At 35.5% G+C, this 17,160-nt stretch carries 18 protein-coding genes; 6 read left to right on the top strand and 12 right to left on the bottom strand.

Annotated features, from left to right (window positions below; translation table 11 throughout):
- Nucleotides 1-32: 32 nt before the first annotated feature.
- A complete protein-coding gene (gene hcp / locus CRN97_RS10980; RefSeq protein ID WP_097076918.1) occupies nt 33-1,664 on the bottom strand; it encodes a hydroxylamine reductase in 1,632 nt (543 codons plus the stop codon).
- A 105-nt stretch (nt 1,665-1,769) separates the two neighbouring features.
- Between hcp and CRN97_RS10975 the strand changes: the two genes are divergently transcribed.
- A complete protein-coding gene (locus CRN97_RS10975) occupies nt 1,770-2,423 on the top strand; it encodes a Crp/Fnr family transcriptional regulator (protein ID WP_033151745.1) in 654 nt (217 codons plus the stop codon).
- Nucleotides 2,424-2,425: 2 nt separating this feature from the next.
- On the opposite strand, the gene CRN97_RS10970 is transcribed toward CRN97_RS10975, so the two are convergent.
- Nucleotides 2,426-3,667, bottom strand: coding sequence for a DUF438 domain-containing protein (locus CRN97_RS10970; protein ID WP_242962083.1), 1,242 nt, complete (start codon nt 3,665-3,667; stop codon nt 2,426-2,428).
- 309 nt (nt 3,668-3,976) lie between these two features.
- Between CRN97_RS10970 and CRN97_RS10965 the strand changes: the two genes are divergently transcribed.
- Both CRN97_RS10965 and CRN97_RS10960 read left to right on the top strand, forming a co-directional pair.
- Entirely contained in the window at nt 3,977-4,504 is a 528-nt protein-coding gene (locus tag CRN97_RS10965) for a hypothetical protein (protein WP_097076916.1), read from the top strand.
- Nucleotides 4,505-4,506: 2 nt separating this feature from the next.
- Entirely contained in the window at nt 4,507-4,698 is a 192-nt protein-coding gene (locus tag CRN97_RS10960) for a helix-turn-helix transcriptional regulator (protein WP_029319104.1), read from the top strand.
- A 45-nt stretch (nt 4,699-4,743) separates the two neighbouring features.
- On the opposite strand, the gene CRN97_RS10955 is transcribed toward CRN97_RS10960, so the two are convergent.
- The 4 genes from CRN97_RS10955 to CRN97_RS10940 form a co-directional block, all read right to left on the bottom strand.
- Complete coding sequence (locus tag CRN97_RS10955; protein ID WP_097076915.1) at nt 4,744-5,364, bottom strand: DUF4317 family protein; 621 nt, start codon at nt 5,362-5,364, stop codon at nt 4,744-4,746.
- A 32-nt stretch (nt 5,365-5,396) separates the two neighbouring features.
- A complete protein-coding gene (locus tag CRN97_RS10950; RefSeq protein ID WP_242962081.1) occupies nt 5,397-6,164 on the bottom strand; it encodes an alpha/beta fold hydrolase in 768 nt (255 codons plus the stop codon).
- 110 nt (nt 6,165-6,274) lie between these two features.
- Nucleotides 6,275-6,751 carry a pyridoxamine 5'-phosphate oxidase family protein gene (locus CRN97_RS10945; RefSeq protein ID WP_097076914.1) on the bottom strand — a complete coding sequence of 159 codons (477 nt, stop codon included), beginning with the start codon at nt 6,749-6,751 and terminating at the stop codon, nt 6,275-6,277.
- 316 nt (nt 6,752-7,067) lie between these two features.
- On the bottom strand, nt 7,068-7,859 hold the full coding sequence (locus tag CRN97_RS10940; protein ID WP_090477948.1) for an HAD-IIB family hydrolase: 792 nt from the start codon (nt 7,857-7,859) through the stop codon (nt 7,068-7,070).
- A 151-nt stretch (nt 7,860-8,010) separates the two neighbouring features.
- On the opposite strand from CRN97_RS10940, the gene CRN97_RS10935 reads away from it, so the two are divergent.
- The 3 genes from CRN97_RS10935 (at nt 8,011) to CRN97_RS10920 (ending at nt 10,601) form a co-directional block, all read left to right on the top strand.
- Nucleotides 8,011-8,790, top strand: coding sequence for a DeoR/GlpR family DNA-binding transcription regulator (locus CRN97_RS10935; protein ID WP_179670744.1), 780 nt, complete (start codon nt 8,011-8,013; stop codon nt 8,788-8,790).
- 129 nt (nt 8,791-8,919) lie between these two features.
- On the top strand, nt 8,920-9,600 hold the full coding sequence (locus CRN97_RS10930; RefSeq protein ID WP_097076912.1) for a dihydrofolate reductase family protein: 681 nt from the start codon (nt 8,920-8,922) through the stop codon (nt 9,598-9,600).
- Between the two features lie 191 nt (nt 9,601-9,791).
- A complete protein-coding gene (locus CRN97_RS10920) occupies nt 9,792-10,601 on the top strand; it encodes a hypothetical protein (protein ID WP_097076911.1) in 810 nt (269 codons plus the stop codon).
- 37 nt (nt 10,602-10,638) lie between these two features.
- On the opposite strand, the gene CRN97_RS10915 is transcribed toward CRN97_RS10920, so the two are convergent.
- From CRN97_RS10915 to CRN97_RS10890, 6 genes are all read right to left on the bottom strand, one after another.
- Nucleotides 10,639-10,926 (bottom strand): ABC transporter ATP-binding protein, encoded by a 288-nt coding sequence (locus tag CRN97_RS10915; RefSeq protein ID WP_097076910.1) that lies wholly within the window; start codon nt 10,924-10,926, stop codon nt 10,639-10,641.
- A 44-nt stretch (nt 10,927-10,970) separates the two neighbouring features.
- Nucleotides 10,971-11,789: an MBL fold metallo-hydrolase gene (locus CRN97_RS10910; RefSeq protein ID WP_097076909.1), complete on the bottom strand. Its 819-nt coding sequence runs from the start codon at nt 11,787-11,789 to the stop codon at nt 10,971-10,973.
- A 184-nt stretch (nt 11,790-11,973) separates the two neighbouring features.
- Entirely contained in the window at nt 11,974-13,929 is a 1,956-nt protein-coding gene (locus CRN97_RS10905) for a glycoside hydrolase family 127 protein (protein WP_097076908.1), read from the bottom strand.
- A gap of 8 nt (nt 13,930-13,937) precedes the next feature.
- The gene (locus CRN97_RS10900) at nt 13,938-14,771 is read right to left on the bottom strand and encodes a carbohydrate ABC transporter permease (protein ID WP_074791745.1); all 834 of its coding nucleotides are present in this window, start codon (nt 14,769-14,771) and stop codon (nt 13,938-13,940) included.
- A gap of 1 nt (nt 14,772) precedes the next feature.
- A complete protein-coding gene (locus CRN97_RS10895) occupies nt 14,773-15,687 on the bottom strand; it encodes a carbohydrate ABC transporter permease (protein WP_330400132.1) in 915 nt (304 codons plus the stop codon).
- A 65-nt stretch (nt 15,688-15,752) separates the two neighbouring features.
- Nucleotides 15,753-17,030: an extracellular solute-binding protein gene (locus CRN97_RS10890; protein WP_242962079.1), complete on the bottom strand. Its 1,278-nt coding sequence runs from the start codon at nt 17,028-17,030 to the stop codon at nt 15,753-15,755.
- Nucleotides 17,031-17,160 lie beyond the last annotated feature (130 nt).

Genomic DNA, 17,160 nt, shown 5'->3' with positions numbered 1-17,160 from the left:
TATAAATTTATATAATATTTTTAGATATATGGTTATATCAATGCCTTAATATCATCTTTTACATTTGTGATTCCCGCTATACCAAAATTCTGAACAAGAACGTTTGCAACATTTGGTGAAAGAAATGCAGGAAGTGTTGGGCCAAGGTGGATGTTCTTTACTCCGAGGTAAAGTAGTGCAAGAAGAACTATTACAGCCTTCTGCTCATACCATGAAATGTTGTAAACAATTGGAAGTTCATTAACATCATCAAGTTCAAACACTTCCTTGAGCTTTAATGCGATAAGCGCCAACGAATATGAGTCGTTACACTGTCCTGCATCCAAAACTCTTGGAATTCCATTGATATCACCAAGGTTTAGCTTATTGTATTTGTACTTTGCACATCCTGCTGTAAGAATCACTGTGTCCTTTGGAAGCGCCTTAGCAAACTCAGTATAGTAGCTTCTACTCTTTGCTCTTCCATCGCAACCAGCCATTACAACAAACTTTTTGATTGCTCCAGTTTTAACTGCATCTACTACACTATCTGCAAGAGCAAATACCTGCTCATGAGCAAATCCTCCGATAATTTCACCACGTTCAATTTCCGTAGGTGCATCACATTTCTTTGCCATTTCAATGATTTCAGAGAAATCCTTTGTTTCACCATAAGGCGCATCAATATGCTTACATCCAGGATATCCTGCAGCACCTGTTGTAAACATTCTATCTTTATAAGAATCTGCTGGTGGCACGATACAGTTTGTTGTCATCAGAATTGGGCCATTGAAGCTAGCAAATTCTTCCTTTTGCTTCCACCATGCATTACCATAGTTTCCAGCAAAATTATCATATTTCTTAAAGAATGGGTAATAGTGGGCTGGTAACATTTCTGAGTGAGTATATACATCTACTCCTGTACCCTTAGTCTGCTCTAAAAGCATTTCCAAGTCCTTCAGGTCATGACCAGAAATAAGAATACCAGGGTTATTTCTAACGCCTATATCTACTTTTGTGATTTCAGGATTTCCATAAGCTGATGTATTGGCTTCATCAAGAAGTGCCATGCCATCCACTCCATATTTTCCTGTCTCAAGAGTTAGCGCAACCAAATCATCTACTGAAAGACTATCATCTAAAGTAGCTGCAAGCGCTTTTTGAAGGAATGCATCAACATCCTTATTATCCTTTAAAAGAGCATTTGCATGCTTCGAATAAGCAGCAAGTCCCTTAAGGCCATATGTTATCAACTCTCTCAATGATCGAATATCTTCATCCTTAGTTGAAAGAACACCTACTGTCTTAGCTTTTTCATCATACTGTGATTTATCTCCATCCCAGATAGCCGCATCTGGAAGATTACTCTTATCTGTAAGCTTTTCTAATAACTGTTCCTTAGCATTAATAGTATCTTCGATCTTCTGGGCTATTGAATCATAATCAAAATTTGCATTTGTAATTGTTGTAAAAAGATTTACCGAAATCATATGATTAATATCTTCTGAAACCTCTTTACCCTCTGCTCTAAGCTTTGTTGTTACAAATGAAATTCCTTTGGTAACGTATACCAATAAATCCTGAAGATTTGCTACCTCTGGCTTCTTTCCACAAACACCTGACATTGTGCAGCCAATGCAGCCTGCTGTTTCCTGACACTGATAACAAAACATCTTATTTTCCATTGTTTTCCTCCATTTTCTAACCGGATTTCTTTGATGCTCATAATATACAGCTAGAACGGGAGTCAGTTTGTTGCAATTGCAACAGTTTGATTTTATAATAAGCTCATGAAAGAAATAGATTACAATGATATTCCCCTATTCGAGGGAATTCATCCGGACAATTTGAATAAACTACTGATTTGCATCAACTCCTTTAAAAAGGATTTTGAAAAAGGGGAAACCATCATTATGGAAAAGGACAAAGTCCCTTATATCGGAATTGTTCTTTTTGGAAATGTGCACCTTCTGAAAGAAGATATATGGGGTAACTCATCGCTTCTATCCTATGTTGGTCCAGGCGAACTATTTGGAGAAAACTTTGCCGTCAGCGTTGAGCAGGAATCTTCTGTTACTTTTGTTGCCGTAGAAAAAACAAGAGTATTATTTCTTGCTGCTTCAAAAATCATCCACACATGCGAAAATGCTTGTAGCTTCCATGCCAGAATTGCAGAAAACATGTTTCATCTGTTGGGGCAAAAAAGCATCTCCTATATGAATAAACTGGAAATCATGTCGAAAGAATCCATCCGTGGAAAACTTATGGCATACATTTCAACCCTTGCTCAGCAACAAAAATCAAAATATATAAAAGCTCCCCTGTCACGAACACAGCTGGCTGATTACTTATCCATCAACCGCAGCGCCATGACAAGAGAGCTTGGTAAAATGCGTGACGAAGGAATTATCGACTTCGATAGAAATACCTTTGTCATCAAATAATTTTATTTTTCAAAATGCTTTTTTGCTTCATCCATTTTTTGAACGCATTCCATTGTGCCGATATATTGTCCATTTTCATCTCGAACTGCAATGTACTCTACAAGCACTGGGATGCCTTCTTTTTCCATCCAAACTGACACCTTATCCCTGGCGCCAGATTTGAAATCTCCAATTATAGAACGAACCATCATCTCAATCTTTGGTGGATGACAACTATACACATCACGTCCTATGGCCATGCCTGCACGTTTAAATAGCTTGGGTCCTTCGTTAAAGAAACAGTTAATATCATTTTCATCTATAAATGATATTTCTACGGGAAGAGTATTGAGCATTGCTCTAAGTTGAGCAGGTGTGAAATGTCCACCTGGCAGATTAATCATATCTTCTGTAGCATTGCTAGTAGCGTTTTCTTTGGACAGTGCTGTCTCTGCCTCAGGCCATTTTACAAAATCAACCAAGCAAGGCGCATAATCCTTTGAATCCTGATAAATCTTATACCATTCTTCATCAGTGAAAAACTTAGTGCAAATAGGAAAGAGAATATTCTGCTCCTTATAAATCATTTCCTCCATGCGGGTAATGGCATGCTCTAATCTTCCCAAATATTCAGCATTTCTAAAATCAGAGTCAGCTATAAATTTCAGCTCATCTCTTATCTCATCATCAACAGACCACATAACATCTGAAGGACCTGAAATCTCGTATTTAGACTTCATATGAGGATAAAGTAAATCACCCTTCTTAGCATAGTGGATAGCTACTTTTCTGAGATTATCTATAATTTCAATTATTTTTCTATTGTTATCATCAGATGGATCAATCTTAATATCTTTAATCAAACTCTTGGTTTTATTGATTACTTCCGTGAGAGCTTCATTTTCCTTAGTAAAAAGGTGAAGTGGATGTCCCACTATTTCAGCCTGCTTTTTTGCAGCTTCTCTTTTTTCTATAGTGATATTGGATGTAACTCTTGCAGCTGATGCTTCAACTTCTTTTTCTGCATTAGCTATTTTTTCTTCTCTGGTTTTACCATGGAACAATGCAGAATGAACGTCACAAAGCTTTTGCACCTCTGTAAAAGGCACACCCTCTTTCATCAGCTGTTGCTCAGCCTGCATTATATTAAACGCCTCAACATCAGAAAAATTTGCTACAAAATCTGCACGAACAGATTCTAGACTTTCTCCGTTGCTAAGGCGCTTTATATAATCTTTTAATAATTCAATATTCTTCTCTTCCATGGCTAACCTCCAATTCAAACTATATTTACACATACAATATAGCAATTTGTCAAAACTGGAGTTGTTGCAATTGCAACAGTTTAAACATAGGCTCAGTTTACTTAGATTTCAAATTATAGATGAAGAAGGTGAATTGTAATCTTTACTTAAAAGTGATGAGGAATGCTTATGGATTCTACATTATATAATCCTACCATATGAATAATGTAAAATATAGTTGACATTTTTCACATTGGAGATATACTTAAATTAAAGCCACATTACAATCTACATCATTGTTTTTACATTAATTTATAGGAGAATTCAGTCATGGATAATAATAAAATGTTTGTGTTGGTGCTATTTGCACTAGTTTTTGGTACTTGCCTATTATTTACAATTCCTGCCCACAAGTATAATGAGGGGCATTTTGATGAAATGCAGGAAATGATTAGGGGAAAAGCTTATAGATTTGCCTTTTTTACTACTACTATCTTTCTGGCAATTTACTTTATATATGATTTTATTTTGGGTGATATTTTTGTGAGACTATCATCATCTCTGCTTGCAATAACGGCAATTGTGGTTGGTGAGACAGTTTATATCGCCTACAGCATTTGGAACCACGCTTTCATACAGGTTAATCAAAAAAGCTCGGGTGTTTTTATCATATATGGCTTTATTGCGGTCATTAATATACTAGCCTTTATTCTTGAATTAGATGAATTATCTCTTTCTATAGATAATGGAATATTACAATTCAACAACACTATTATTCAGCTGGCAATGGCTATAGTATACGGCATAACTCCAATTATATTTTTTGCAAGAAAAGCAATGGATAAATGGGAGAGTTAACGATGAAAAATCTACGTTTAAAATCAGCTCGTGCTGCAAAAGATTTATCACAAGAAGATTTGGCAAAGCTTTGCGATGTTAGCAGACAGACCATCAGCGCCATAGAAAAGGGTGATTACAACCCAACCATAAAGCTTTGCATTGCTATCTGCAAAGCTTTAGATAAAACATTGGATGAGTTGTTTTGGGAATAGTCACTTTTATTACATGTTACATCATTACTTTTTCCATATTTTCATCTAAGAAAGACTTAAAAATGTCATCAGTTCTTTTGCTTCTTCATAATCCTTGCTATAAAAGTTCACATGAGCTATATCTGTGCTTCTATTTGTAAATGCAGGATAAAGAAATCCAGTCTCTGGGCTATGTGGAATCTGTTCTTCATCAACTGGCGAAATAGCAAGTATCAGATACTGATAAACTTCCTCTGATTCATCCTGGTAGGCTTTATCAGATCCTTTGATAGGAACATCATACGCTCCGTAATACATATAGATGGCATAAGGTCTTCCCTTAGGATATTTTTCTGCTATAAGCTCATAAAGATTTAGCATCAATGCATCGTTTTGCAAGCCACAGTCTTTTAATGCATATATCATCTGCCAGATGGAACCTGGTCCAAGACCTGGAATCTTATATGAAATGAGCTCCTCATTTGGCTTTGCAAAAGGAATAGCTTTCGCTATCTCAAGACATCTTCTTTTTTCTTCGCCTTTCAGGCTTAAAAAGCTTGTGTTGAAGGTACCGTCAATATAACCTTCTTCATCTATATAAGCCCCTGCTATTCTCACAAGGTTGCTTCTTGCTGAAGTCATTCTTCTAGTAAGCTCCAGCATATCGTCTCTATTAATCTTTCCCATTATTATTTTTGATTATCCTCTAGAATTATCCCTTAAATTGCTGTATCCATAAATTCGTCTATAGCCTCAAGCACAGGCTCAGCATATTCTTTTTCTCCAAATAGCCATTGCTCATGCTGCATATCAAATTCTCGAATATCAGGATTATGAAAATACTTCTTATAGCGCTTCAGATATTTCTCTCCCATTTTGTTTGCATAAATAAAATGTGCTTTTGTGTGATCTACATTAATATCTTCTTCTAAATGCGTCAGTAAATCCGTATAGTATTCATTTTTAATCGATTCGGGATTGAATTTTGAAAAACAATTAATAAATTTCTCTGCCGTTTCATCGCTCATAAGGAAAAAACTTTTTAGCTTTTCTTTTGTCTTATTTCGCTTCTTTTCTCCATTAGTAAAGCTAGTTAGGATCGGCACCACAAGCATCGATTGTAGCTTCGCAGCTACTTTTCCGCTCTGATCAAGATCTGGACTGCCAAAAATGGCATGATTTATATGTACGTTCTTTCGCATGACAAGCTGTCCCACAAAACTAGAACCTAGTGATGAGCCGATTGCTCCGTCAAGCACGCCAGCATGATGTTCTTTAATATAATTCTCTATTTTTTCAGTTACTGTAATCATATCTGGAAAGATGTCATCACTTCCATCAAAACCATCATAATTTACACATATTAGATGATATTTCTCAGAAAGACTGTCTATAACTGAGCCAAAATTCGTCTGCCAGTCACAGCATGTCCCTGGCAATAACATCAACGTCTTTCCTGACATATTTCCCATTTCCTCAAATTGCATTACTATACCTTCTTTCTGATATTATTCACATGTTTCTTAATTCTGTATAAAATAATATCACATTGAGTTAGTTGTTGCTAACAAGATAAGGTTATAATAAATATGATTTTTTAAGATTCATTTACTAGTTTACCAGTCATGTGCTCTGGTATAAGCTCAAGACATTGTACATTACGAAATGAATTTTGAATTTCCTGTTTTAGATATTCGTCGTCATCAGTAAACTTTTTGGTGAGTTCAGAGCAGATTTTAAGAGCTGTAGCTTCATCCTCTACCAAATGGATTCTTCCAAAAGTAATTACACTTGTAATGTTAAGAGCCCAATCCCCTTCTTTGCGGTAACCATCGTTATATACACAGAAACTTGCTTTATCACATGATTTTATTGCATCAATTTTGTGTCCTGCTTTTGACCCGTGGAAGTATATTTTTCCATCCTCTTCACAATAATAATGGTTAATAGGCAAACCATATGGATAACCATCATCACCAATTACAGAAAGCACACCACGTTTGGTTGTCTTTAATATCTCGATACATTCCTCATCTGATACCTGTTGCTTAAATCTTCTCATTTCTCTAAACATAATTAACGCCTCTCTATTTTGATAATATTTTTAATCCAGCTATTCCAATAATAATAAAAATCGCCACCCCCTCACCTGCTAAGACCTAACGGCAAAGGAATGACGTGAATCCCATTACTCGGTAGCAATGAGCGTCTGTATTATTTCATTGATGAGATGATAACTCAATATAACTTGATTCGTCAATAATTATGTCGGTAGAAACTAAGACAAAAAAGTTCGGGCTGCCCCTTAAATTGAGACAGCCCAAATTTAAATATTTTTCTTATATTAATACCTTCCATAACGCTCTTTACCGAGATCACGCTGAAAGGGATTAACAAGCAACAGTATCAAATAATCCCAGCTTCTCGCAGGCATTGTAAATTCCATCCTTATCAACGTCGGAAGTCACATAGTCTGCAAGCTTCTTCAGTTCAGGAATTGCATTTCCCATGGCAACCTTGGTCCAATCATCTGTAAACATTGAAATATCATTGCCAGAATCACCAAAAACAACAGCATCATTATAATCAGCTTTAAAATAATCCATTATCTTTTTTATACCTACAGATTTGTAGCTTGGCTCAATAAACAAATATCGTTCATGAAATCTACAACAGGGAAGATTCTCAAGTGCTTTGAGATTTTTCTCCTCTTCTGCTCTGCAGGCTACATATGCTTTATATATATTTTCATAATCTTCAGGATTCAATCCCTTAACTATCTTTTGATCCATATATGTATCCTTTGCGATTTCATTAAATCGCTCATCTGGCACATATCTTACAGCTGAATTTTCAGGCTGAATTCCCCATGGATATCCTTTTTCCTGACATTCTCTTATTAAAGCAACCACGTTTTCTTTTGGAAGTGGCTTGATTCCTAATAGAGCTTTATTAATGGTAATACCATAACCGCCATCACTCACCATATTTTCAAAACCTAACTCATTCATAATATCAACTGCAAGAGCCTGAGCTCTGCCTGTTGCAATACATAGAAAATGACCAGCCTTTTTAAGCTTTTGCAGCGCTACAACCGTTGAGTCAGGAATATAGAAATTTTCATATCCTCCTGCGGCTAGTGTGCCATCAATATCAAAAAACAAATACTTTTTCTTACACATTGCTATCTCCTAACAATATTTTATATTTCCGATTGCAAAAAGATAATAGCACATGTATTAACACGGTTTAATGTTCGATGTTGTTTAATTTCCCAATTTCTGTGATATAATTATGTTTAATAAAACATTATATTCTCTGAAGGAGCTTTCTATGAAACAGGTAAATGAAAATAATGGAATAGGCCGCCGTGAATCTATATACGAATTATTAAAAGAACAGACTACCGTATATGTAAAGGATTTATCACAAAAATTTGGTGTGTCTGATATGACAATCAGAAGAGACTTACACATAATGGAAGAACAGGGAATACTTATTACTCATTATGGAGGTGCTACTATCAGGCATCCAAGCTCATCTCTACATACTTTTGACATGCGAAAAGAAAGCTTTTACGAGGCTAAAGCAGCAATTGCACGCCGAGCTGCAGAACTTGTTAAAGAAAATGATGTAATTTATCTAGATCCAAGTACCACAGTATTGCTTATGACTAGATACCTTCCACCTTTGCATCACACCGTTGTAACAAGCTCATTGGCTGTAATGCATGAGTGTTCTCACAATCCATATGTCACATTATACATAGCTCCTGGTAAATATCAGGACTCAAACGGCGGTCCTATGGATATGGATACTTTGACTTATCTTTCAAATTTTCATTTTAACGCAGCCTTTCTAGGAACAGGCTTTATAGATACTGTCTATGGTGTTACCAGCACAGAAATGGATTGTTCAATAAAACAAGCGGTAATGAGAAATTCGGAGCAAAATATTCTTCTGGTTGACCACTCAAAATTCGGGCAACATACCATGAAAAAGTTCGGAGATATCAAAGACTTTAATACTATTATCACAGACTCTGATATCTCCGATGAGGATCAATATAATATTTTAAAAGAAAAGGTAAATCTAAACATAACACATTGTTAAGGTGCCCCATGGTGATGGTGTTATATTAGTCTATATATAATTCACTTAAATAAAAGTCATAATTGGATTATTGAGTATATTATTGTATTCTGTTGTAGTGATAAATCAAAGAATATACAAGGGGGAATTATGGACAGACCAATCACAACATTGTTTATGCTAATGTCAGTCGATGGAAAAATCAGTACAGGCTCAACTGATGAAATGGATTATGATAAGGATTTTCCTAATATTGCTGGACTAAAAGAAGGCTTGCATCAATATTATGAAATTGAGCAAACGACAGATTTATGGTCTTTTAATACTGGCCGCGTCCAGGAAAAGATGGGTGTGAATACAAAAGATAAGCCTTCAAAAACAGCGGTATCTTTTGCAATTCTTGATAATCATCATTTAACTGAACATGGTGTTAAATACTTTTGCGCTTTATCCAAGAATGCTGTAATTATCACATCAAATTCAGAACATCCAGCATTTAAGGTTAAAGAAAGGAATTTACATATTATCTACCAAGAAAAGCCCTCAATAAAAGATGCATTAGAACGATTAGCAACGGAATGCAATTGTGATAGGTTAACAATTCAATCTGGTGGCACAGTTAATGGTTTGTTTCTTAGAGAAAAATTAATAGATTATGTGGATATTGTAGTCGCTCCTGTTTTGGTCGGTGGGCGAGAGACATCGACATTGATAGATGGAGAATCATTAGCTACAACTAAGGAGTTGTCATCTTTAGGGGTACTTAAATTAGATGAGTGCTCTGTCTTAGAAGATTCATACATTAGATTAAGATATAAAGTATTAAGTTGATAAATTTAAAATAAACGGATAGTTGATACATTTTCATTTCAAGCACCAGAGTTTTATATAAAGCATGGGTATGATGAAGTTTTTACACTTGCTGAATATCCATATACAGGCAAAAGACATTACTATACAAAAGAACTGTAAAATGTATACAAATCGGCAGTTTGTCTAAATGAAACATATAGAGGAAGACTATGATTAATATAAGCAATTTTACAGATCCTTCACCGGAGCTTTTTGATCTTAATCTATGTCAAAAAGAAGTTGATGGCGGAATGATTAACTATCATCAGATTGATGAGATAGAGAAATATCCAGATGCTAAAACGATTATTATTTCTGGATTAAGGCAAGAGACGTTTGAGTATTTTGTTACGAAATATGCCAACCAATTTGAAGCGATTTCCTTTTGGAAAAATAAAAGTGTAGAGAATTTGGCTTGCTTAGGTGAGTTAAATAAAGTTAAGTATATCAATTATTTCTTTAATCAGCGAGCTATCGACTTATGGAATATGTCAGGAAATATAAATCTGATTGGACTAGGAATATATGATTTTAGCAGACTTCATGATATCGGTAGGATTGAGACTGCGCCTAATCTTGTGAACTTTCATATTGGTAATAAGGTTACGGCGAGTATGACGATTCAATCTCTTAAACCAATAATAAATACTGGGATAAGACATTTTGAGTGGTGGGGAAAGTCTGTTGAGGATAAGGATTTCATATGCTTATCCAAGAGCAAAATCGAGGAATTAGAACTTAATCCTACACAGTTTACAATGGAAGAACTAGCCAATTTGCTTGCACATTTTCCGGAATCGCTTAAAGGTTCCATAACAAAGCCTTATACCAAAATAGGAATAAGAGATAAAGATGGTTATCGAGTATTCTATAATTTATGCAAACATAAGAAAATGTGCGAAGAAGGGAAAGATGATCAGCGATTTCAGAATTATTTACATGAGTTTGAACTTTTGATGGATGAAAAAAGAAATCTCTAAATTCTAATTTGTATAAGAGATATATACATTCGAGCATTTAGTTGCCCTTTGCTTTAAGTCTTAGGGATTTATTATAATCATTATTTTCAGAGATTAAGTCCGAAAACAAGAATTTATCTTCATGCTTAAAATACAAACATTCATTAGCAAATTCATCTAGTGACTCACTACCAAATGAATCATATTGCTCTTTTGTGATTTCATAATATCTGTTGTACCAAGCAGATGCAGGTACTGTCTGCGATAAAATGTATTTACCGAGGTTTTTGAGGTACCCTACACAATACAACTTTTCGCTTCTGACTTTTTCATTTTCTAAAACCATTAATATCGTTCTCCTTGTTATAAAGCATAGCAATATTAATATCCCTAAAACTCAATCTTTAGCCCTACATGAAGCTTATGAAGTCTATCCCCTAAATCCTGCTGCAAAATGCCATAAGCTCTGTTTTTTGTGCAGTGCCCTGTATATATATACTGAATATCACTATCCTTCAGCTCCTGAGCCACCTTCTTAATTTCCTTCTTCGACTTGTTATACAAATGGAGACCACCTATATAAGCACAAATTTTCTTATCAGGAAATGTACTTTTAACCTCATTAATTATGTTAAGCGCACCACCATGTGAACAGCTATTAAGAATAACAAGCCCATTCTCAGTCTCTATAACAAGGCTCTGCTCATGAGAAAAATCATCAACCTTCCAGCCGCCATCTGTTCGACAATACATACATTCTCTTTGACCAAGGCGTGACAACCCTTTCGTCTTATGTGGGATCAAATAAGCTCCCTCACAAAGCTTATAATCTCCTGAAACATACTCAATCCTGTCACTATACTTCTCAAGCACATTCCTACGTATACCAATGTACTCTCTTATAAAAAACTTCTTATAGTAACAATTCTCAGCCGCCTTATCTCTCACAAAAAACTTCGCCTTCGTATTCTCCTCAAAAAACTTTGGCATACCATTGGCATGGTCATAATGTGCATGGCTAAGCACACCGTAATCCACATCCCTAATATCAAAACCAAGCTTCTCAAAATTATGAGCAAACAGCTCAGACGCCCCCGCATCCAAAAGAATCTGCTTACCTCCCAGCTGAATCAAAATAGAAAGCCCCCACTCTCCCTCGATTCCGTCAGCCGAAACATTATCCACAATCACCGTCATCCTAGTATCCATATCAAGCCTCTTTTCTCTGCATTACAACTCACTTTTGCATTATTATACCCAATTCAAATAAAAAGTCGAGCACCCACTCAATTACGTGCACTGTATTAGCAGTTTTTTGTACAGTTAGATATAAAATAATGGCCTTAGAGATTGATTTCTAAGGCCATTTATAAGGATGTTATGATTGGGATTCTTAATTGAATGTTTCTTTAATCCATACGGTCATTTCTTCGTTCTTATTTCGATTTCCCCAATAACAATAAGGAACAGCTGTAAGATTTATATCTTCAAAGATACTTTCTTTTTCATCATATAGACTTTTTGGATTCCAATTATCTTCTTTTAGCTTAATACCTTTAAAAGTAATCTTTATTGTTCCACTTAAAAGATTTTGGTCAAACTCTTCTGCAAGAGGTGTTTTGTTTGATACAAAAATGCTAGCAAGATTATCGCCATTATCTACTTGTTCTAAGCAATAAACGATTGGTCCTTTCATAATAGCAATTTTTCCTGCATCAGCTCTTACTCTTGGATTAGAATGAATAAATCTTGCTTTCATATCAAATGAGAACTCAATATCCATAGTTTTTCCTGTAAGAGGAATATATGTATATCCGTCCTTTTGTGCAATTGCAATATTTGATTCATTAATACTGATTGTTGGATTTATAGCATAATATGGAATTCTAATGGCTACATTTCCTGACATTTCATCAGCTGATGTAAGAACTAGCTTAACTTTACCATTCCATGGAACTTCACTGTCCATCTTTACATTTATTGTTTGTCCTGAAACTTCAGCTTCTATAACTGACGATACAAACATGTTAATGTACAGTATTTTGTCCTCAACAAATGAGATGTATTGTCCAAGGGAAGCTAGAGTTCTCGCTATATTAGGAGGGCAACATGCTACTCCAAACCACTTTTGCCGCTCACTTTTTACATGTAAACGTGAGGTGTGATCTTTGCATACATCAGGCCAAACTTCAAGTGGATTTACATAGAAAAAGCTTTTGCCATCCATTGCAATTCCTGCAAGAACTGTATTATAGAGTGCTCTTTCTACATCGTCATAATATGTTGCATCTTTTGTTATTTCAGCCATCCTCTTACCAAACATGGCAAGAGCAATCGATGCACAGCTTTCTGAGTAATTGCAGTCATTTGGAAGATCGTAATCAGTAGTAAAACGTTCTAACCAACCAGAAGAACCTATACTTCCTGTAATATACATTCTTTTATGGACCATATCATCCCAAATTGTTTTGCAAGCATCTAAAAGCTCTTTATCATCTGTTTCAGCAGCCACATCAGCCATTGCACTGTACAAATATCCAGCTCTAACTGCATGCCCCTCAGCAGTCTCTTGCTCACGTACAGGAAGATGTGATTGACTATAGCTTGGATCATAATTCATAAATTCAGGAAAGATTCTTTCGAAGCCTTGCTGCTTTTCTTCTTCTAAAAAATAGTTTTCTCCAACACCTCTTATATCAATAAAGTGTTTTGCTAAATCGAGATATTTTTTTTCACCAGTTGTTCGGTATAGTTTTACAAGACCTACTTCCACTTCAGGATGTCCGGGATATCCGTGACACTGATTTTTACCATCACCAAAAACAGTGCAAAGCAAATCGGCTAAACGACATACAATATCAAGAATTTTTCTTTTACCGGTAGCTTCATAATATGCAACTGCTGCTTCCATGAAATGACCAGCTGTATATAACTCATGTCCCTCACATAAGTTTTTCCATTTTTTATCTGGTGCATTAATAATGAAGTATGTATCCAAATAGCCGTCTGGTTGCTGTGCCTTTTCAATTAAATCAATTGCTTCATCTGCAAGAGCTTCCAACTTTTCATCTCTTCCATATGAAGAAAGATAAAAGCCAACAGCTTCAAGCCACTTTGCCAGATCTGTATCTTGGAATACTGCACCCTCATAATTACCATTTGAAAGACCTGCCGCTATTTTAAAGTTTTCAATGCAATGGCTTGTTTCTACATCCTTAAGACGATCATTTAACACATCCCATTGATATGGAATTATTACCTCGCCAACAAGGTCACGATATTTATTCCAGAATTTATCTGTAATTTTAATATTCTTAATTGGAATTGAAGAATTTGCTTTATATTTCATTAGTCCCCCTACGCTTTAACAGCACCATTTGTTAATCCACTTACAATGTATTTCTGCATGAAGATAAATATCAATACGATTGGGAAGATAGCAACAAGACCAAAGGCCATTGTAGCATTCCATAATGTTTGATATTGCTGTACGTAATTGTAAATATTTGAAGTGATAGGTCTCATATTTGGATCTGTCATAAATGTGATTCCGTATATTAAATCGCCCCATGCATAAACGAACGAGAACACAGCAGCTACTATTACTCCAGGTTTAGCTATTGGTAACATTATTTTAAAGAATGATGTTACCGGATTACATCCATCTATAGCTGCGGCTTCGTCCAATTCCTTAGGTATGGATAAGAAGTAAGTTCTAAGAATGATTATTGAAAAAGGTATTCCTAAAGTTGCATCAGCAAGAATTGGTGCTAAATAGTTATTTAACAACCCCATCTTTGAAAACATGATATAAAGCGGAGTCAGAATAAGTGTTGATGGCAACATTTGCATCATAAGGAAAAATAGAATTAAAAGCTTTTTAGAATTAAATCTAAAACGAGCTAAACCATATGCTGCCGGAATTGACAAAATAGTTGATATTGCCATAGCTGAAAAAGCAATTAAAAAACTATTCTTAAAGCCTTTCATAGTCGATGAAGTCTCCGAAAACTGGCTTTGGAAGGCTTCAAAAGTTAAATTCTTAGGCCATAAAGGTGTAGGAACCTGAAAGATTTCTACTTGTGTTTTAAGCGAAGTAACAAGCATCCAATACAGAGGAAACATGAGAATCACAAAAATAATGAATCCCACGCCAAAACTTATGGCATTTTCTCTTTTTTCATGTTTCATCTTACATTACCTCCTCTTCTGCATTTATTAGTTTGATGTAGAACATACCAACTATAAATAGTATTAAGAAAAGAATATTAGCAGAAGCCGCTCCTTTACTGAATTCGAATTGTTCAAAAGACAATTTATAAGCATATGTAGAAGCCAATTCAGTTGCATTGATTGGGCCACCTTTTGTCATAACCCATACTAAATCGAATACTTTAAATGTATATACGAATCCAAGTGTAAGCACAGACATTATTGCTGGCTTAATTACTGGTATTGTTATCTTGAATAATGTTTGAATTTTGTTTGCTCCATCAATTTTTGCACTTTCATAAATGTCTGCAGGTACAGTTGTTAACCCAGTAAGAAGTAGCATCATATTGAATGGAATACCTATCCAAATATTGGCTACCACTATTGCAACCATTGCAGTTGGACCATTCAATAACCAATCAATAGGAGAATCTATTATATGTAAAGCCATTAATATTTGATTAGCTATACCGCCAGAACTAGCAAAAATAAACTTGAACAAGAGGCCTGCAACAGTAACAGGAAGTAACCATGAAATCATAGTTGCACCTCTAAAGAAAGATGATGCTGGAAATTTTTTGCTAAATAATAAAGCCAATATAAAACCTATGATGAATTGGAAAAAGATAGATGCCACTGTAAATATTAAAGTATTTAAAATGGCCCTACTCATTACAGAATTCGCATCTGTAAACAATTCTATGTAGTTGGTTAGGCCAATAAAGTCTTGAGCTTCTGGTCTTGAGAAATTAAAAACATTAACGTTTTTTAAACTAAGTACTAAATTTGAAATTGTGGGATATCCAACAAAAATAAGCATATAGATTACTGCTGGCAGAGAAAAGAGAAAGCCCATCTTCCCTGGTCCATTTAGTTTCTTCTTTTTAGAAATCATAACATCCCTCCAAAATTGTTATTTCAAAAATAGCGGGGAAAGAATTCCCCGCCAAATGATTATTATTACTTAACGGCATCAACTGCAGCCTGAGTGTCTTTTGCAGCCTGATCTGGTGATTTAGCAAGAGTAAGAACTTCCTGGAAACCAGTCTGAATTGCATTTGAATATGATGGCCAAATTGGTGATGGGCCTCTAGGAATTGATGTCTCAAGCTGTGTTATAAACTCCTTCTGAATTGGATCATCTGTCCAATAGCTATCCTTTGCAGCTTCAGTCTTAGGAGGGAAAGAACCATACTGTTTCATTGCATTAACCATAACATCTGTTTGGTTGTAATACTCAAGAAATGCCTTTGCTCCATCCATGTTGTCTTTCTTTACTGCGCCCATGTTTTCTCCACCAAGGATAGATGTAGCTTGTCCACTAGATGCATCCTTCTTTGGAAGAACTGTTACTCCATAGTTCATATCTGGAGCATCTGCTTCAATACCAGGAATCTGCCATGGACCATTCTGCATCATTGCAATATTTCCTGCTTTCCAGTTATTGCAAACATCTGTCTGTGCCCAGTTTACGCATTCCTTTGACCATGAACCGTCACTAATCATATCTTGCATAAGTTGGTATGCATCCTTGCCACCTTCGATATCTGTGTAAGAACCACCGGCTGTATATAACCACTGTAAGCATTGGAATGTACCTTCATCAGTGCCAATAGCAGCATTACCAAATCCAGTTACGCCATAATCTGTAAGTTTCTTTGCCATCTCATGAAACTCTTCCCATGTAGTGTTTTCATCAGGATATGGAACTCCGGCATCATCTAAAATATCTTTGTTGTAGAATAATGCTGTACAGTTTGTGGCAAATGGAAGGCCATAATGTTTACCATCCATCATAGTAGAATTCATTGGGCCTTCGAGATATTCTGACCAATCAATGTTAGCATCTGAGATATCTCCAAATAAATCCATAGCAATAAATGATGACATGTCACAACCATCCAAGATTACAACGTCTGGAAGTTCACCTGATGCTATACCGAGAGTTAACTGCTTTTCATAGTCAGCAAATGGTACATATGTATGACTTGCTACATACTGATCTTGGGATGAATTGAATCCATCAATCAAAGTTTGCATCATTTCTTTTTGTGCATCTGTTTCAAAATAATCCCAGATAACAACTTCTTGTTTTTCCCCATTAGAAGCAGTTTCTGTTGTCGAATTTGATGCTGAAGAATCTGTTGTGGTTGTTTCCCCAGAACTACCACATCCCACCATAAGCGATGCTGCCATGGCTCCTGCTAGTGCCATTGATACGGCTTTTTTAAATCTCATAAAAAACCTCCCTTCGGATACTCATATAAGAGATATTAAATATCTCTTTGTTTATATAAGTATTCTAAGAGAGGTTTTGGAATTAAAAAATTCTAATATATTAAAAAAGGTGGACTATGTTCAACCAAAT

Source organism: Pseudobutyrivibrio ruminis DSM 9787 (assembly GCF_900218035.1).
GTDB lineage: Bacteria > Bacillota > Clostridia > Lachnospirales > Lachnospiraceae > Pseudobutyrivibrio > Pseudobutyrivibrio ruminis.
The sequence above is the reverse complement of the archived record's forward strand: the minus strand, read 5'-3'. Positions and strand labels throughout refer to the sequence as shown.